The organism is Streptomyces sp. NPDC017936, assembly GCF_044328485.1.
Taxonomy (GTDB): domain Bacteria; phylum Actinomycetota; class Actinomycetes; order Streptomycetales; family Streptomycetaceae; genus Streptomyces.
In genome coordinates this window covers 176,657-193,416 of the sequence record NZ_JBIRHK010000016.1, presented here as the reverse complement: position 1 = coordinate 193,416, position 16,760 = coordinate 176,657, and the positions used below count along the sequence as shown (strand labels likewise).

General features: G+C 74.5%; 12 protein-coding genes. 8 read left to right on the top strand and 4 right to left on the bottom strand.

Features of this window, described 5'->3' with window-relative positions; translation table 11 throughout:
• Window positions 1–26 precede the first annotated feature (26 nt).
• Both ACH4F6_RS29905 and rpmB read right to left on the bottom strand, forming a co-directional pair.
• The gene (locus ACH4F6_RS29905; protein ID WP_397963491.1) at window positions 27–3,083 is read right to left on the bottom strand and encodes an ATP-binding protein; all 3,057 of its coding nucleotides are present in this window, start codon (window positions 3,081–3,083) and stop codon (window positions 27–29) included.
• Between the two features lie 112 nt (window positions 3,084–3,195).
• Window positions 3,196–3,381, bottom strand: coding sequence for a 50S ribosomal protein L28 (gene rpmB, locus ACH4F6_RS29900; protein ID WP_003993230.1), 186 nt, complete (start codon window positions 3,379–3,381; stop codon window positions 3,196–3,198).
• 255 nt (window positions 3,382–3,636) lie between these two features.
• Between rpmB and ACH4F6_RS29895 the strand changes: the two genes are divergently transcribed.
• Window positions 3,637–5,331: a DAK2 domain-containing protein gene (locus tag ACH4F6_RS29895; RefSeq protein ID WP_397963490.1), complete on the top strand. Its 1,695-nt coding sequence runs from the start codon at window positions 3,637–3,639 to the stop codon at window positions 5,329–5,331.
• Between the two features lie 7 nt (window positions 5,332–5,338).
• Here ACH4F6_RS29895 and ACH4F6_RS29890 read toward each other — a convergent pair whose 3' ends face one another.
• Window positions 5,339–8,284 (bottom strand): tetratricopeptide repeat protein, encoded by a 2,946-nt coding sequence (locus tag ACH4F6_RS29890; protein WP_397963489.1) that lies wholly within the window; start codon window positions 8,282–8,284, stop codon window positions 5,339–5,341.
• Window positions 8,281–10,140, bottom strand: coding sequence for an HSP90 family protein (locus ACH4F6_RS29885; protein ID WP_397963488.1), 1,860 nt, complete (start codon window positions 10,138–10,140; stop codon window positions 8,281–8,283). Before ACH4F6_RS29885 ends, ACH4F6_RS29890 begins: the two co-directional genes overlap by 4 nt.
• Before the next feature lie 166 nt (window positions 10,141–10,306).
• Between ACH4F6_RS29885 and recG the strand changes: the two genes are divergently transcribed.
• From recG to rnc, 7 genes are all read left to right on the top strand, one after another.
• Window positions 10,307–12,523, top strand: coding sequence for an ATP-dependent DNA helicase RecG (recG, locus tag ACH4F6_RS29880; RefSeq protein ID WP_397963487.1), 2,217 nt, complete (start codon window positions 10,307–10,309; stop codon window positions 12,521–12,523).
• 71 nt (window positions 12,524–12,594) lie between these two features.
• Entirely contained in the window at window positions 12,595–13,179 is a 585-nt protein-coding gene (gene rsmD, locus ACH4F6_RS29875; RefSeq protein WP_397963486.1) for a 16S rRNA (guanine(966)-N(2))-methyltransferase RsmD, read from the top strand.
• A 26-nt stretch (window positions 13,180–13,205) separates the two neighbouring features.
• The gene (gene coaD / locus ACH4F6_RS29870) at window positions 13,206–13,685 is read left to right on the top strand and encodes a pantetheine-phosphate adenylyltransferase (protein WP_397963519.1); all 480 of its coding nucleotides are present in this window, start codon (window positions 13,206–13,208) and stop codon (window positions 13,683–13,685) included.
• Window positions 13,686–13,784: 99 nt separating this feature from the next.
• Window positions 13,785–14,885 carry a cell division initiation protein gene (locus ACH4F6_RS29865; protein ID WP_397963485.1) on the top strand — a complete coding sequence of 367 codons (1,101 nt, stop codon included), beginning with the start codon at window positions 13,785–13,787 and terminating at the stop codon, window positions 14,883–14,885.
• Between the two features lie 152 nt (window positions 14,886–15,037).
• Complete coding sequence (locus ACH4F6_RS29860; RefSeq protein WP_397963484.1) at window positions 15,038–15,682, top strand: YceD family protein; 645 nt, start codon at window positions 15,038–15,040, stop codon at window positions 15,680–15,682.
• 2 nt (window positions 15,683–15,684) lie between these two features.
• Window positions 15,685–15,858: a 50S ribosomal protein L32 gene (rpmF, locus tag ACH4F6_RS29855; protein WP_003951102.1), complete on the top strand. Its 174-nt coding sequence runs from the start codon at window positions 15,685–15,687 to the stop codon at window positions 15,856–15,858.
• Window positions 15,859–15,877: 19 nt separating this feature from the next.
• Window positions 15,878–16,696 (top strand): ribonuclease III, encoded by an 819-nt coding sequence (gene rnc, locus ACH4F6_RS29850; protein WP_397963483.1) that lies wholly within the window; start codon window positions 15,878–15,880, stop codon window positions 16,694–16,696.
• Window positions 16,697–16,760 lie beyond the last annotated feature (64 nt).

The following is a 16,760-nucleotide window of genomic DNA, read 5'->3' as shown; positions in this document are numbered from 1 at the left end:
CCTCGGGGACGGCGCTGACCGTCCGCCTACCGTTCGCTGACCGCCGCCGACCGCCGGCTCCGGCCCCGTTCGAAGGCCTTCGCGTACGCCTCGGGCGACAGCCGGGCGCGGACGGCGCGTTCCGTGCGGACGACGTCGGGGTCGGCGTGCGCGCCGGTGCCGCGCAGGCCCGCCGCGGCGCCCAGCAGCTCCGCCGCCCGCTCCGCGTCCCCGGCGACGGAGGCGGACGCCTCGGCCACGGCGGCGAGGGCCTCGGTGCCGGGCGACTCGCCGGCGAGCGCGCGGGCCTGGGCGAACCAGTCACGGGCCTGGTCGGGGTCGCCCTCGGCCACGGCCGTGCGGCCCAGCCCGACCAGGATGAGGACGGTCTCGCCGAGGCTGAACCAGGTGGCCGCGCACGCCTCCAGGGCCTTCTCGTACTGCACGCGCGCGCGGGCCGGGTCCCCGGCCAGCCGGGCCGCGTCGCCGAGCCCGCGCCGGGCGGCCGCCACCTTGTCGGAGGCGCCCGCCGTGCGCGCCAGGGCCATCGAGTGCGTGAAGTGCGTGACGGCCTCCTCCAGGTCGCCCCGGTGCAGCAGCACCGTTGCGCGCGAGCGCAACAGGTCCGCGGTCTCCTCCGGCGCCCGGAGCTCCCGCACGTACGTCAGGCCCTCGTCGAACAGCTCCACGGCGCGCGCGTACTCCCCGCGCCGGCCGGCGAACGCGCCCAGCGGATCGAGACAGTTCGCCATGCCCCACCGGTCGCCGGTCGCGCGGAAGCCGGCCAGCGCGCGGACGAAGGAGGCCTCGGAGGCGGTCGCGTCGCCGGCGAACTGCGCCTGGTAGGCGCTGCCGAGGTCCAGCAGCGCGCGCCCCCACGCCCCGTCGCCGATCCGCACCCGGACGAGGTCGTCGAGGGAGGTGGCCAGCGGGCCGCCGGTCAGCGACCACAGGACCATCGTGAACGGCAGCCGCAGCGGTCCCTCCAACGCCTCCACGAGGGCCGCCGCGCGCGCGACACGGCCGGGCTCCGCGGGGTCGTCGCCGTCCCCCGTGACGGTGTTCATCAGACACAGCGCGTACTCCTCGGCCAGCCCCTCGGGCGGCTCGTCGCCCACGGCCGCGAGCAGCGCGCGGGCCTGCGGCAGCTGCTCGCCGTGCAGCCCGCGCAGCCACCTGAACCAGGTCAGCGCCGCCGTCAGGCGCAGCGCCGCCGCCGGGTCGGCGGCGGTCAGGTGGGCCACGGCCGCGTCCAGGTTGTCGTGCTCGGCGTCCAGCCGGGCCAGCCACGGCAGCTGGTCCGCGCCGCGCAGGTGCGGCTCCGCCCGCTCGGCCAGCCGCAGGAAGTACCCGGCGTGCGCGTCCCGCAGGGCCCGCTCCCCGGTCCGCTGCCCGGCGGCGAACGCACGGATCGTCTCCAGCATGCGGTAGCGGCCCTCGGCCACCCCCAGGAGGGACTTCTCCACCAGCGAGGCCAGCAGGTCCTCCGGGTACGGCAGCCCGCACACCGCCTCCACCGCGTCGAGCGTGGCTCCCCCGGAGAACACGGTGAACCGGCGGGCCAGCTCCCGCTCCTCCTCGTCCAGCAGCTCCCAGCTCCACTCCACGACCGCGCGCAGGGTGCGGTGCCGGGGCGCCTTGGAACGGTCCCCCCGGGACAGCAGCCGGAACCGGTCGTCGAGCCGGTCGGCCAGCTCCTGCGGCGTCAGCGTGCGCAGCCGGGCCGCCGCCAGCTCGATCGCCAGGGGCAGCCCGTCGAGGGCCGCGCAGATGTCGGGCACCCGCGCGTGGCCCCCGAAACCGGGCCGCACGGCCCGCGCACGGTCCAGGAAGAGCCGCACCGAGGGATCCGGCGGCAGCGGCGGCACCGGCACCAGCACCTCCCCCGTGATGCCGAGGGACTCCCGGCTCGTGGCGAGGACGCGCACGCCCGGACAGACCGCGAGCAGCAGCGCGGCCAGCCGGGCGGTGTCGTCCACGAGGTGCTCGCAGTTGTCGAGGACCAGCAGCAGCTCACGGTCCTCCACCGCGGCCAGCAGCCGGTCCGTGGCGTCCCCGGCGGGGCCGCGCGGGTTCTCCCGCACCCCGAGCGCCGTGAGGACGGCGTACGGGATGCGTGCCCCGTCGGACAGCGGCGCCAGCTCGACGAAGCACACGTCCACGCGCGCGCGTGCCGGGACGGGGGCGGGGGGACCGGTGACGGGCGGGCCCGCGTCCGCGGGTGCGCGTGCCGCCTCGATCGCCAGGCGGGTCTTGCCGGCGCCGCCCGGACCCGTGAGCGTGACCAGGCGCGCCTCGGACAGCGCCTCGGCGATCCGCTCCAGCTCGGCCTCCCGCCCGATGAACCGCGTGAGCTGCACCGGCACCGGCGGCCGCCTGGGCCCGCCCCGGAGCAGCTCCAGGTGGAGCGCGGCCAGCTCGGGCGACGGATCGGCGCCCAGCTCGTCGGCGAGGGCGCGTCGGGCCTCCTCGTACACGGTGAGCGCCTCGGCGGGCCGCCCGCCCGCGTACAGGGCCCGCATCAGCTGCCCGTACAGCCGCTCGCCGAGCGGATGCGCGGCCAGCAGCGCCCGCAGCTCCGGCACGAGCTCCGCCCCGCCCCCGAGCGCGAGATCCGCCTCGATCCGGTCCTGGACGGCGGTCAGCCGCAGTTCGTCGAGCCGGGCGCGTTCGGCGTGCGCGTCCGGCAGGTCGGGCAGCGCCGGTCCACGCCACAGGGCGAGGGCGTCACGCAGGACGGCGGCGGCCGTGGGGTGGTCGCCGGCGGCGAGCGCGGTCCGGCCCTCCCCGGCCAGCCGCTCGAAGCGGTGGACGTCGACGGCGTCGGGCCCGGCGCCGATCCGGTACCCGGCGGGGCCCGCCTCGATCTCGGCGTGCGGGGCCAGCCGGCGCCGGAGCCGGGAGACCTGGGACTGGAGCGCGTTCGCGGCCCCCGCGGGCGGCTCCGCGCCGTACAGGCCCTCGGTCAGGCGGTCCGGGGAGACGCTGCGGCCCGCGTCGAGCAGCAGGAGGGTGAGCAGGGCGCGAGGACGAGGGCCCCCGGCGTCGAGCGGGGTGCCGTCGTCGGTGCGGAGGTCGAGGGGGCCCAGGATGCCGAAGCGCATGGCCGGAGTCTGGCAGGCCCCCCGGTCGTCGGGCACAGCAAAAAGCCGGCCCACCCTGGGGTGGACCGGCTCAGTGCAGCGAACCGGCAGTGGCCGCGCGCTCAGCTGAGCGTCAGCGCGAGACCTTGCCGGCCTTGATGCACGAGGTGCAGGCGTTCACGCGCTTCGGCGTCCCGCCGACCACGGTACGCACACGCTGGATGTTCGGGTTCCAGCGACGGGACGTACGGCGGTGCGAGTGCGAGATGTTGTTGCCGAAGCCCGGCCCCTTGCCGCAGACGTCGCAGTTGGCAGCCACGGGTCACTCCAAAGACTTCAGATGCACTTACGGTTGATCCCGGCATGCCGGGATCGCGATCGTGGGATCAAAGATCTGAGTGGCGTTGCCAGGGGGACGGCCCGACCTGGATCGGGCAACCGGAGCAGCATACAACGGCTGCGCCAGCACAACGAAACTACCACGGTCTCCCGGGGCCCGGCTCCGGCCCTCTTCCGGCCCGCACCCGCCCACGGTCTACGCTGCGTCCCAGTCCAGCAGCTCTAGGAGGCGCAGGTGCCGCAGGTGCCGCAGACATTCCTCGATGCTCTCGCGGTGCGCACCTGGTGCGGTCTCGCCCTGCACGCGCTCGGGAGGGCGCGCGAGGAGATCGACGCGATCAACGTCTATCCCGTCGCGGACGGCGACACCGGCACCAACCTGTACCTGACCGTCGAGTCGGCGGTGACCGCCGTCGAGGCCGTGTTCGCCGGGCACGAGGCCGGCCCGGCGGCCGGCGGGAGCCCCTCCCTCGCCGACGCCGCGCACGCCATGGCGCACGGCGCCCTCATAGGCGCGCGCGGGAACTCCGGGACGATCCTCGCGCAGCTGCTGCGCGGCATGGCCCAGGTGCTCGCCGAGGGCGAGCACCCCCACACCGGCGCGGCGGGACTGCGCCTGGCGCTGCGGCACGCGGCGGACTCCGCCCGGCAGGCCGTGGCCCACCCGGTCGAGGGCACGGTCCTGTCGGTCGCCTCGGCCGCCGCCGACGCGGCCGCGCGGGCCGACGGCGACTGCGGGTCGGTCGCCCGGGCGGCCTACCAGGGGGCGTGCACGGCGCTCGCCGCGACGCCGGGCCAGTTGGCCGTCCTGGAGCGTGCCGGGGTGGTGGACGCCGGCGGACGGGGGCTGGTGGCGGTGCTGGCGGCCCTGGTGGAGACGTTCACGGGGGAGAAGCCGGGGGCGCCGGCGCGCTCCGGCGCCCGGGCCGACGCGCGCGGGCCGTCCCCGGCGCCCGAGGCGGCGGACGCGTGCGCCGCAGTCTGCGAGGACGGCATGGGGAACGGCGGCCCCGCCTTCGAGGTGATCTACCTGCTGGAGGCCGAGAAGACGGCCGTGGACCGGTTGCGGGAGCGGCTCGACGCGCTCGGGGACTCGCTCGTCGTGGTCGGCGGCGACGGGCTGTGGAACGTGCACGTGCACGTCGACGACGCCGGCGCCGCCGTGGAGGCCGGCGTGGAGGCGGGCCGGCCGTACCGGATCCGCATCACCCACTTCGGCGTCGACGACGTGCACGCGCACGGCGGCGAACGCCCGCCCCGCGAGCGCGCCCAGCGGGCGGTCGTGGCCGTCGTGCCGGGCGAGGGCCTGGCCGGGCTCTACACCGGGGCCGGCGCGACCGCGGTCCTCGCCCGCCCCGGCGAACCGCCCGCGAGCGGCGAACTCGTCGACGCCGTGCGGCGGGCCCACGCGCGCGAGGTCGTGCTGCTGCCCAACGACGCCGACCTGCGCCACACCGCGGCCGCGGCGGCCGAGCAGGCCCGCTCGGAGGGCATCCGGGTGGCCCTGATCCCGACCCGGTCCGCGGTCCAGGGGATCGCCGCGCTCGCCGTGCACGAGCCGGACCGCCGCTTCGACGAGGACGTCGTCTCGATGACCTCGGCGGCCGGCGCGACCCGCTACGCCGAGGTCACCGTCGCCGAGCGCCAGTCGTGGACCATGGCCGGCATCTGCCAGGCCGGCGACGTCCTCGGGCTCGTCGACGGCGACGTGGCCGTCATCGGCGCCGACGTCACCGCCATCGCCGAGACCGTCTTGGACCGCATGCTGGCGGCGGGCGGGGAGCTCGTCACCCTGGTGCTCGGCGACGAGGCTCCCGAAGGCGTCGCCGAGCACCTGCGGGCACGGGTGCGGGAGGGCTACCTCGCGGTCGACACGGTGGTGTACCGGGGCGGCCGGCAGGGGGCGCTGCTGCTGATCGGCGTGGAGTAGCCGGAGCTCAGTCCGCCGCCTGCTCCTCCACGGCCTGGAGCAGTTGCTCCGCCTCCGCCCGCCGCGCCCGTACGGTCTCGTCGCCGCCCTCGACGTCCGCCTCCCCGTCCGCGTAGGCCCGCAGCACGGCACGCGCGCGTGCCGCCGCCCGTGCCGGGCGTCCCAGATCGGTCTCCAGCCAGCCGGCGGCCAGTTCGGCGCCGGTGCGGGCGTGCACGGGGGCGTCGTCCCCCAGGGACACGAAGACCGCGACCGCCTCCGCCATCTGGCCCAGGGCCTCCTCCAGAGCGGCCCGGATCGAGTCGTCGTCGGCGTCCTCGGGAGCCGAACGGGCGAGCAGGTCCCCGAACTGGCGGTGGGTGTGACCGAGTTCGACGACCAGCCGCAGGCGGGCCTCCTCGTCCTCCGCCGCGTCCAGCGCGTCCGCGCACTCCTCGACGGCACCGGTCATCAGCCGCCGTGCCGCGTCCGTGCCGTCCTCCGTGCGCAGCGCCAGCCACGCGCGGGCCCGCAGGGAGCGCACCAGACCGTGGACGTTGCCCAGGGAGCGCCACAGCTCGCCCGCGCGCGCGTAGGCCCGGTCCGCGTCGGCGGGCAGCCCCGCCTGGCCCAGGGACTCGGCGGCCAGGTGCGCCAGCGTCGCGTGGTCGTGCTGCTCCGGCCAGTGCCGGGCGATCTCGGCGGCCTGGAGCCGGCGTTCGGCGCCGGCCCGGTGCTCCCCGAGCTCGCTCAGGCAGTCGCCGAGCCACCACTGCGTCTGGACGACCACGCCGTCGCCGTGCGTCTCGGCGCTCAGGTCCGTCAGCGCCGACTCCAGCACCTCCGCGGCCTCCGCCCAGCGGCCCTGCCGCACCAGGAACCCGCCCAGCTGGTGCCGCGCCCACGCGCCGAACGTCGGCCCCTCACCCGCCTCGTCGGCCCAGTGCGCCGCCTCCAGGGCGTGTTCCGCCGCCTCCTCCGCCCGCCCCAGGCCGCCGATCACCTCGGCGAGCTGGAGGTGCAGCTGGGCCCGCCCGACCGGTTCCAGCTGGGCGCCACCGTGCTCCAGGGCGGCCCGCAGCGCCCGCTCCGCCTCCACCAGGTCGCCCAGGTGGTGCGCGAGCCCGGCCAGCCGGGCCTCGTACTCCACGGCGAACCACGGCAGCCCCGCCGCGACGAACTCCCGCGCCGCCCGCGCGAACAACTCCGCGCCCGCCCGCGGGTCCCCCGAGCGCGCCGCCAGCTCCGCGAGCATCGCGTGCCCCTCGGCGACCCGCGCCGCGAGCCGTACGTCGTCCCCGGCCCGTCCCTCGACGAGCGCGAGCACCTCCCGCACGGCCGACTCGGCCTCCGCCAGGACCGCCTCCGCCACGGGTCCGTCCGCCTCGTGGACGCGCCGCATCAGGATCCGGGCCCTGCCCATCAGGACGCCCGCCGTCTGCGGCACCCCGGTGCCGCCCTCGGCGTACAGCGCGAGGACGCGGTCGTAGGGGTCCGCGACCGCCGCGAGCGCCCGGTCCGTCTCCCCGGCGAGCGCGCGGACGTACGCGGCACGCGCGCGTGCCGCCAGGGCCTCCCCGGGGTCGCCCGCCTCCGCGTACAGCTCCGCGGCCCGCTCGAACGTCTCGGCGCCCGCCGGACCGAGCCCCATCGCCTCGTGGTCCGCGATCTCCGCCCGGTCGCGCGCGTCCAGCCCGACGCCCTCGGCGGCCCGCGCGACCGCCGCCCACGCCTCGACGGCGTGCGGCTGCAGGGTGTCCGACAGCCGCCGCGCCTCGGCGAGCAGGTCGGACAGCTCCGGCTCGACGGCGGTCGCGGGCGCCGCGGCGGCCGGCGGCACGACCGCCGGGGCCGCCGGCCGCACGGCCCGCACCCCCAGCGGCAGCCGCTCCACCAGCGGCCGCTGCGCCATGCGCGCGCGTGCCCGCTCGCCGACGTGCGCGGTGCCGTTGCGCTCGTCGAAGCGGGCGGCCAGCGCGAGGGCCTCGACGCGCGCGTGGGCGGCCAGGGCCTCGGCGGTCCACGCCCGTCCGGCCGGGCCGGGCACCCGCTGACCGCCCAGACCCAGCGCGGACAGCCGCTCCATGAGGAGCACGACCACGCTCAGGAACTCCAGCTTGCTGCGCGGATGCCCCTCGTCCGTGAAGTACGCCGGCCGCTCCGCGAGCAGCTCCAGACCCCGCGCCTCGTTGCCGGTCAGCGCGCAGAACTCGACGTGGTCCGCGTACGCGCCCCGCATGCTCTCCATGCCCCGCACCAGCCGGAAGCCGCGCAGGTGGTGGGCGCGCGCCTCCTCCAGCCGGCCCAGCCGCAGCAGCGGCACCAGGGACGACGCGAGCACGGTGTGCGGCTCGTGCGCGCAGGTGTACGCGCCCTCCAGGACGGGCGCCCACAGCTCCAGGGCCTGAGCGTCCCGGCCCCGCTCCGCCTGCCACCAGCCCTGCCCGTGCAGCTCGCACGCGTGGCAGTCGGCCATGGCGTCCCGGTCCGCGGCCAGCCAGGCCGCGAACGCCCGGTCGGCCCGGGCGACGTCCCCGATGTGCGCGGCCACGCTGAACTCGGCGCTGCGCACCGCCCGCTCGGAGTGCCCGGCGAGCCGGTAGCGGTGCTCCATCTCGCCCAGCCACTTCTCCACGGACGCCAGCGGAACGTGCGGCTGGTCGAGCATGCCGGCCGACATCCACTTGAAGACCCAGTGCAGCGAGTGCGCCTCGTACTCGTCGAAGTCCTCGGGCCGCTCGTCCCACATGCGCAGCAGCCGCGCGAACGGGACGAACATCTTGTCCTTCTCGGAGCTGTAGTTGTAGACCTTCAGCTGGTGCCCGAGCGCCTCGATCACGGCCAGCGGGACGTTCAGCCCCTCGGCCTCCGCCAGCAGCTGCTCCGCGCGCGCGTTGCGCGCCGGGCCCTCGGGCTGCTCGGAGTTCTCCGCCATCGCCCGGCGGAGGGAGTCGAAGTCCGTGATCCCGGTCATCGGTGGCCGTCCTCCCCGTGCGCGGCGCCCCCGTGGGCGCCGTCCCCGTGCGTGGCCCATTCCAGGAGCCCGACGAACGCGCGGTTCAGCAGCGCGGAGTCGGCGGGCCGCAGGGGCCGCTGGGCCATCAGCAGCGCCTGCCCGTACAGCGACTCCGCGGCGGTGCCGATCAGCTCCGCGTCGCGCAGCGAACTGATCCGCCTCACCAGCGGGTTGAGGTGGTTGAGCACCAGACGCGCGCGGGGGGCGCTGCCGCGCAGCGAGCCCAGGATGCCCGCCCACAGGTCGTCGGCCTGCGCCTGCGCGTCCGCCCGCGCCTGCTCGTGCCGCGCCGCCCGGTCGTCGAGGTGCAGCGCGGGCACGGAGAGGGGGTGGAAGGCGCGCAGGACCACGTCACAGCCCAGCGGGTCGAGTTTCGCCCGCGCGGCCGCCAGGAAACCCGACAGCGCCAGTTCCTCGGCCGGGTCGACCGCGTCCAGGTGCGCGGTCACGGTGTCCGCGTCCAGCTCGGCCACCACCGTCCCCGGCCGCACCGACGGCAGCGCCTCGACCAGCTCGCCGTCGTAGGTGTAGCCGCCGTTGATCACCCCGACGCCCTGCGCCGACGCGATCGGCGCGACCTGCCGGTACTCCTCCACCGTCCGCGTGAAGTGCACCACCGGGTGCCGCTGCGCGAACTCCTCCAGGGACAGCCGCCCGTCCGTCGTCTCGAACGGCAGCCACGGCAGCATGGTCCGCAGCATCTCCTCGTCGTGCCGCGCCAGGGACTTCACCCCCAGGTGGTGCACGGCCAGGAAGGCCGCGAGACGGTCCGGGTCACCGGCGGCCAGACCCGTCAGCCACGACCGGATCCGCTCGCCCAGCGCCTCCCGCACGGCCGCCAGCGTCTCGTCCTCGTACAGCGCCTCGCGCGAGGCCGTGGGCCGCAGGCTGTCCGTGTCCAGGACGCAGCGCACGAAGAACGCCCAGTCGGGCAGCAGCTGTTCGGCCCGCTCGGTGAGCAGCATGCCCTTCAGGTGCACGCGGTGACCCGCCCGCTGCGCCGGACTGACCGCCGCCGGCAGCACGTACGCCACCCCGCGGATCCCGGCCAGCGGCACGTTCAGCTCGATCGAGTCCAGCGGCGTGAAACCGAACAGCTCGTGGCAGTGCCGGGCCAGCGCCACCCGCCGGCCGGCGGGGGAGGGGTACGGCCGGTCCCAGGGCGCCGGCAGGTCGGTGACCGCCTCCTCGCCCACCCGGACGTCGTACGGCAGCAGGGAGCCGAAGTCCCGCGCCAGCCGGAGGACCCGCTGCTCGGTGAACCACTCCCCGGCGCCCGCCCGCGCCACCAGGTGCACGGTCGTGCCCGGCTCGGGCCGCTCCTCGTCGGGCAGCGTCCGCACCGTGTACGAACCGTCGTCGCGGGCCGTCCACTCCACGGGCGGCGCGCCGGGCGTACGGGCGCTGCGGCTGACCACCCGGATCCGTTCGGCGACCACGAAGCAGGCCAGCAGGCCGATGCCGAACTGCCCGAGGAATCCGGACCGGGCCTCCTGGAGCCCGTCCGCCCGCTTCGAACTGCGCCCGATGGTGGCCAGCAGGTCGTGCACGTCGGCCTCGGTGAGACCGACACCGGAGTCCTCCACCCGCAGCGTCCCGCCCGACGCGGACAGCCGCACCCGCGCCGGTGCGCCGGGCTCCTCGGCCCGCCGGGCGGTGACGGCGTCCACGGCGTTCTGCAGCAGCTCGCGCAGGTACACCCTGGGACTGGAGTAGAGGTGATGGGACAGCAGGTCCACCAGACCGCGCAGGTCGACCTGGAACGTATGAGGTGACGGTGGTGCCTGGGATGACTGTGAGGTCTGGGAGTCCATCGCTGCAGCGCCGCGGATGGGGGAGCGTCGACGGCGCGGGGTCGGGCGGTCCCGGTGGGGCGGTGACCGCGGGGATGGCCGGAGCGCGCCATCCTAGAGCCCGAACGAGCCGCCTGACCAGGGGTTTCGAGACACGTATGCGGCAATGTCAGTGGTGTGGTGTGCAATGGATGCCGTGCCCGCACTCGAAGAACCACTGAAAAAGGTGCTCGGCCCACCGACCGCGAAGGTGATGGCCGAGCACCTCGGCCTGCACACCGTCGGCGACCTCCTGCACCACTACCCCCGCCGGTACGAGGAGCGCGGCCAGCTCACGCACCTCGCCGACCTCCCCATGGACGAGCACGTCACGGTGGTCGCCATGGTCGCCGACGCCCGGCTGCACACCTTCGCCTCCGCCAAGGCGCCGCGCGGCAAGGGCCAGCGGCTGGAAGTCACCATCACCGACGGCAACGGCCGGCTCCAGCTGGTCTTCTTCGGCAACGGCGTGCACAAACCCCACAAGGAGCTCCTGCCGGGCACCCGCGCGATGTTCGCCGGCAAGGTCTCCGTCTTCAACCGCCGCCTGCAACTGCAGCACCCGGCCTACGAATTGCTGCGCGGAGACAGCGAGGAGACGGTCGAGACCTGGGCGGGCGCCCTGATCCCCCTCTACCCGGCCACCGCCAAACTCGAGTCCTGGAAGATCGGCAAGGCGATCCAGACCGTCCTGCCCAGCGTCCAGGAGGCCCTCGACCCCCTCCCCGAGGGTCTCCGCGAGGGCCGCGGCCTGCTCTCCCTGCCCGAGGCACTCCTCAAGATCCACCGTCCGCACACCAAGGCCGACATCGCCGACGCCCGCGCCCGCCTGAAGTGGGACGAGGCCTTCGTCCTCCAGGTCGCCCTCGCCCGCCGCCGCCACGCCGACGCCCAACTCCCCGCGGTCCCCCGCAGACCCCGCCCCGACGGCCTCCTCGCCGCCTTCGACGACCGCCTCCCCTTCACCCTCACCGAGGGGCAGCGGAAGGTGTCCGAGGAGATCTTCGACGACCTGGCGACGGAGCACCCGATGCACCGGCTGCTCCAGGGAGAGGTCGGCAGCGGCAAGACGCTGGTGGCGCTGCGCGCGATGCTCGCCGTCGTCGACGCCGGCGGTCAGGCCGCCATGCTCGCGCCCACCGAGGTGCTCGCCCAGCAGCACCACCGCTCCGTGGTGGAGATGATGGGCGAGCTGGCCGAGGGCGGCATGCTCGGCGGAGCCGAGGACGCCACCAAGGTGGTGCTGCTCACCGGGTCGATGGGCGCGGCGGCGCGACGGCAGGCGCTGCTCGACCTCGTCACCGGGGAGGCCGGCATCGTCATCGGCACGCACGCGCTGATCGAGGACAAGGTCCGGTTCCACGACCTGGGCCTGGTCGTCGTCGACGAACAGCACCGCTTCGGCGTCGAGCAGCGCGACGCCCTGCGGGGCAAGGGCACACAGCCGCCGCACCTGCTCGTCATGACCGCCACCCCCATCCCGCGCACGGTCGCCATGACCGTCTTCGGCGACCTGGAGACCTCCGTCCTCGACCAGCTCCCGGCCGGCCGCTCGCCCATCGCCAGCCATGTCGTCCCCGCCGCCGACAAACCCCACTTCCTCGCCCGCGCCTGGGAGCGGGTCCGCGAGGAGGTGGCGAACGGCCACCAGGCCTACGTCGTCTGCCCGCGCATCGGCGACGACGCCGACGAACCGGCGGACCCGAAGAAGGCCGGCAAGAAGAAGCCGCCGGAGGACGAGGCGGACAAGCGCCCCCCGCTCGCCGTCCTCGACGTGGCCGACCAGCTGGCCGGGGGCCCGCTCCGCGGGCTCAGGGTCGAGGTGCTGCACGGCCGCATGCCCCCGGACGACAAGGACGCGGTCATGCGCCGCTTCGCCGCCGGCGAAGCCGACGTCCTGGTCGCCACGACCGTCATCGAGGTCGGCGTCAACGTGCCGAACGCCACCGCGATGGTGATCATGGACGCCGACCGTTTCGGCGTCTCCCAGCTGCACCAGCTGCGCGGCCGCGTCGGCCGTGGCGCGGCGCCCGGGCTCTGCCTCCTCGTCACCGAGACGCCGGAGGCCGCCGCGGCCCGCAGGCGGCTCAACGCCGTCGCCGCCACGCTCGACGGCTTCGAGCTCTCCCGCATCGACCTCGAACAGCGCCGCGAGGGCGACGTCCTGGGCCAGGCCCAGTCCGGCGTCCGCTCCAGCCTGCGCGTGCTCGCCGTCATCGAGGACGAGGAGATCATCGCCGAGGCCAGGGAGGAGGCCACGGCGCTCGTGGCGGCGGACCCGGAGCTGACCCGCCTCCCGGGGCTGCGCACGGCCCTGGACGCCCTGCTCGACGAGGAGAGGGAGCAGTACCTGGAGAAAGGCTGACAGACTGGGAACGGCACCGTTCGGGCACCCCGCCCGAGCCACCCCCGAGCGCACCGACAAGGACCCAGGACATGACCCGCGTGATCGCCGGCGCGGCCGGCGGACGCCGCCTCGCCGTCCCGCCAGGCACCGGCACCCGCCCCACCTCCGACCGCGCACGCGAAGGTCTCTTCTCCACCTGGCAGTCCCTCCTCGGCGGTCCCCTGGACGGCGAGCGCGTGCTCGACCTCTACGCCGGCTCCGGGGCCGTCGGTCTGGAGGCGCTCTCCCGCGGCGCGGGCCACGTCCTGCTCGTCGAGGCCGACGCGCGCGCGACCCGCACCGTCCGGGAGAACGTGCGGAGCCTCGGCCTCCCCGGCGCGGAGGTCCGGGCGGGCAAGGCCCGGCAGATCATCCAGACGCCTCCCGCCGAGCCGTACGACCTGGTCTTCCTCGACCCTCCGTACGCCGTCACGGACGACGATCTCCGGGAGATTCTGCTCACACTCCGCACCGAGGGCTGGCTCGTGCCGGAAGCCCTCGTCACCGTGGAGCGCAGCACCAGGGGCGGCATTTTCGCCTGGCCGGCCGGCTTCGAGGCGATCAGGTCCCGTCGCTACGGCGAGGGAACGTTTTGGTACGGTCGCGCCGCCTCTACGTGCGAAGACGCACGATGACCGGACCGGAGAGCGAGGGATCACAAGTGCGCCGTGCCGTCTGTCCCGGGTCGTTCGACCCGATCACCAACGGACACCTCGACATCATCTCCCGCGCCTCCCGCCTCTACGACGAGGTCTACGTCGCGGTGATGATCAACAAGTCCAAGAAGGGCCTGTTCGAGATCGACGAGCGGATCGACCTGATCCGCCGGGTCACCGCCGAGTACGCGAACGTCCGGGTCGAGGCCTTCCACGGCCTCCTCGTCGACTTCTGCAAGCAGCGCGACATCCCCGCCATCGTCAAGGGCCTGCGCGCGGTCAGCGACTTCGACTACGAACTGCAGATGGCCCAGATGAACAACGGCCTCTCGGGCGTCGAGACGCTCTTCGTGCCCACCAACCCCACCTACAGCTTCCTCTCGTCCTCCCTGGTCAAGGAGGTCGCGACCTGGGGCGGAGACGTCTCCCACCTGGTCCCGCCGATCGTCCTGGAGGCCCTGACCGAACGGCTGCGCGACGCGTGAGCGCCTGACGGCCCGTCACCCGCTGTCCGGCGGACACGTCCTGGCCGTACAGTCGTCCCGTCCGTCTCCAACCCGGCTGTAGAGAGTGGCGAGCAAGCGGTGGACGTGCAGAAGAAGCTCGACGAGATCGTCACGGCGGTCTCCAGTGCCCGGTCTATGCCGATGTCGGCCTCGTGCGTGGTCAACCGCGCGGACCTGCTCGCCCTGCTGGAGGAGGTGCGCGCGGCCCTGCCCGACTCCCTCGCCCAGGCCCAGGAGCTGATCGGCGGCCGCGAGCAGATGGTCGAGCAGGCCCGCCAGGAGGCCGACCGGATCATCGAGACCGCGCACGCCGAGCGCGGCTCCCTGATCTCCGACACCGAGATCGCCCGCCGCTCCCAGGCCGAGGCCGACCGCATCCTCGCCGAGGCCCGCAAGGAGGCCGAGGAGATCCGCGCCGAGGCCGACGACTACGTCGACTCCAAGCTGGCCAACTTCGAGGTCGTCCTCACCAAGACCATCGGCTCGGTCGGCCGGGGCCGGGAGAAGCTCCTCGGCACCGGTTCCGGTCTCGACGAGAACGGCTACGAGGACGAGGACGCCCCCGAGCGCAGCCACGACCCCGAGACCCTGCGCCGCGACGCCGACGCCTACGTGGACGCCAAGCTGGGCGCCTTCGAGGCGGTGCTGGCCAAGACCCTGGACGCGGTCGGCCGCGGCCGGCAGAAGCTGCACGGCCGGATCGCCACCGACGACCTCGGCGCCCTCGCCGACGACACCACGACCTTCCAGCACTCCTCCGACGCCGACTACCTCGCCGACCTCGCCGCCCTCGCGGACCAGGACACCCCGGCCGGGCAGCCCGCGCAGCACCAGCAGGAGTACGACCAGCAGCCCGCCCAGCCCGCCTACGGCTACCAGCAGCAGGACGCCTACGCCTCCGGCTACCCGCAGCAGGCCTACGACGGGGGACAGGACCCGTACGGCTACCAGCAGGCCGACCCCTACTCCCCCGCCTCCGGCTACGCTCCGGCGGGAGGGGCCCCCTTCCAGGGCTACGACACCCACCAGGCCCCGTACGACCCCCACCAGGGCGCACAGCAGTCCCAGCAGCCCCAGCAGGACCCCCAGGCGTACGCCCTCGACGAGACGAGCCTGTTCGACACGAGCATGATCAGTGCCGAGCAGCTGCGCGCCTACGAGCAGGGCCGCGGCCTGTGACGGCCGGGACGGGCGAGGGGCCGCGGGCCCGGATTGGGCTGTGAGCGAAAGCTCCAGTATCCTGTTTCTTCGGTCGCGAGTACGCTCGCGATCACCGCTGCCCGGAACGCCGAAGGGCAGCGCCCTCGGAGCTCGAAAGATCGAAAGCAGGAATGGCTTCCAACGCCCGCCTCGACCACCGCAACCCCCTCGTGTTCGACACGCATGAGCTGGGTCGGCGTCCTGGTGCGCTGCAGCGCCTGAGCCGCACGATCGACGCCCCCAAGGACCTCGGTATCCAGGGGGTCATCGGAGTGCCGGAAGGCGCCCCGGTGGAGCTCGAACTCCGGCTCGAGTCGGTCATGGAAGGTGTGCTCGTCACAGGCACCGCCCGTGCACAGGCCGAGGGGGAGTGCGTAAGGTGTCTGGAGCCGCTCGAGCTGGAGCTCGAAGCGGACTTCCAGGAGATGTTCTCGTACCCTGACGCCGATGACCGGGGCCGCGTGAAGGCGGAACCGGCCGACGACGCCGAGGAAGACGAGGACAGGCTCTTTCTCGAGGACGGCCTGTTCGACCTCGAACCCGTGCTGCGCGACGCGGTGGTGCTCGCACTGCCGATGCAGCCGGTGTGCCAGGAAGACTGCCCGGGCCTGTGCTCCGAATGCGGAGAGCGGCTCGCGGACGACCCGGACCACCACCACGACGCCGTCGACATCCGTTGGGCGGCATTGCAGGGACTCGCCGGTTCACTCGAAGACGGCGAGAAGGACGAGATGAGCGGCGCCGAACCGGGCGTCGACGAGAAGCAGGAGAAGTAGCCGTGGCTGTTCCGAAGCGGAAGATGTCGCGCAGCAACACGCGCCACCGCCGGTCGCAGTGGAAGGCTGCGGTCCCCACCCTGGTTGCGTGCGAGCGCTGCCACGAGCCCAAGCAGCAGCACATCGCGTGCCCGTCTTGCGGCACCTACAACAAGCGCCAGGTCCTCGAGGTCTGAGCGGCTGGTGAGAGGCTTCATGTCTGACGCCAAGGCGGAATCGCCCGCCAAGAAAAAGGCGGACAACGCGGCCTCGTCCCACACGCTTCTGGAAGGGCGGCTCGGCTACCACGTCGAGTCCGCCCTTCTGGTGCGTGCGCTGACCCACCGCTCCTACGCGTACGAGAACGGCGGTCTGCCGACGAACGAGCGGCTGGAGTTCCTCGGGGACTCCGTGCTCGGCCTCGTCGTCACGGACACGCTGTACCGCACCCACCCCGACCTGCCCGAAGGCCAGCTGGCCAAGCTGCGGGCCGCGGTGGTCAACTCGCGTGCGCTGGCGGAGGTCGGTCGCGGCCTCGACCTGGGCTCCTTCATCCGGCTGGGCCGTGGTGAAGAGGGCACGGGCGGCCGGGACAAGGCGTCCATCCTCGCCGACACCCTGGAAGCGGTGATCGGCGCGGTCTATCTCGACCGGGGCCTCGACGCGGCCTCCGAACTGGTGCACCGCCTGTTCGACCCGCTGATCGAGAAGTCCTCGAACCTCGGAGCCGGCCTGGACTGGAAGACGTCCCTCCAGGAGCTCACCGCGACCGAGGGGCTCGGCGTGCCCGAGTACCTGGTCACGGAGACCGGCCCCGACCACGAGAAGACCTTCACTGCTGCCGCCCGCGTCGGAGGCGTCTCGTACGGCACCGGCACCGGCCGCAGCAAGAAGGAGGCGGAGCAGCAGGCCGCCGAGTCCGCGTGGCGGTCCATCCGGGCCGCGGCGGACGAGCGGGCCGGGGCGGCGGAGGCGGCCCACACCGCGGCCGCCGAGGCCACCGGCGACGCGGACGCCGAGTCCGCCTCCGCCTGATCGGAACACGACAGGACGACGCCCGTCCCTCACCGGCTGAGGGACGGGCGCCGCGTACCTGGGG

Excerpts from the sequence above, each read along its gene's own strand:
- ACH4F6_RS29905 (WP_397963491.1), bottom strand. The coding sequence starts at position 3,083 with ATGCGCTTCGGCATCCTGGGCCCCCTCGACCTCCGCACCGACGACGGC.
- ACH4F6_RS29890 (WP_397963489.1), bottom strand. The coding sequence starts at position 8,284 with ATGACCGGGATCACGGACTTCGACTCCCTCCGCCGGGCGATGGCGGAG.
- ACH4F6_RS29885 (WP_397963488.1), bottom strand. The coding sequence starts at position 10,140 with ATGGACTCCCAGACCTCACAGTCATCCCAGGCACCACCGTCACCTCAT.
- recG (WP_397963487.1), top strand. The coding sequence starts at position 10,307 with ATGGATGCCGTGCCCGCACTCGAAGAACCACTGAAAAAGGTGCTCGGC.
- rsmD (WP_397963486.1), top strand. The coding sequence starts at position 12,595 with ATGACCCGCGTGATCGCCGGCGCGGCCGGCGGACGCCGCCTCGCCGTC.
- ACH4F6_RS29860 (WP_397963484.1), top strand. The coding sequence starts at position 15,038 with ATGGCTTCCAACGCCCGCCTCGACCACCGCAACCCCCTCGTGTTCGAC.
- rnc (WP_397963483.1), top strand. The coding sequence starts at position 15,878 with ATGTCTGACGCCAAGGCGGAATCGCCCGCCAAGAAAAAGGCGGACAAC.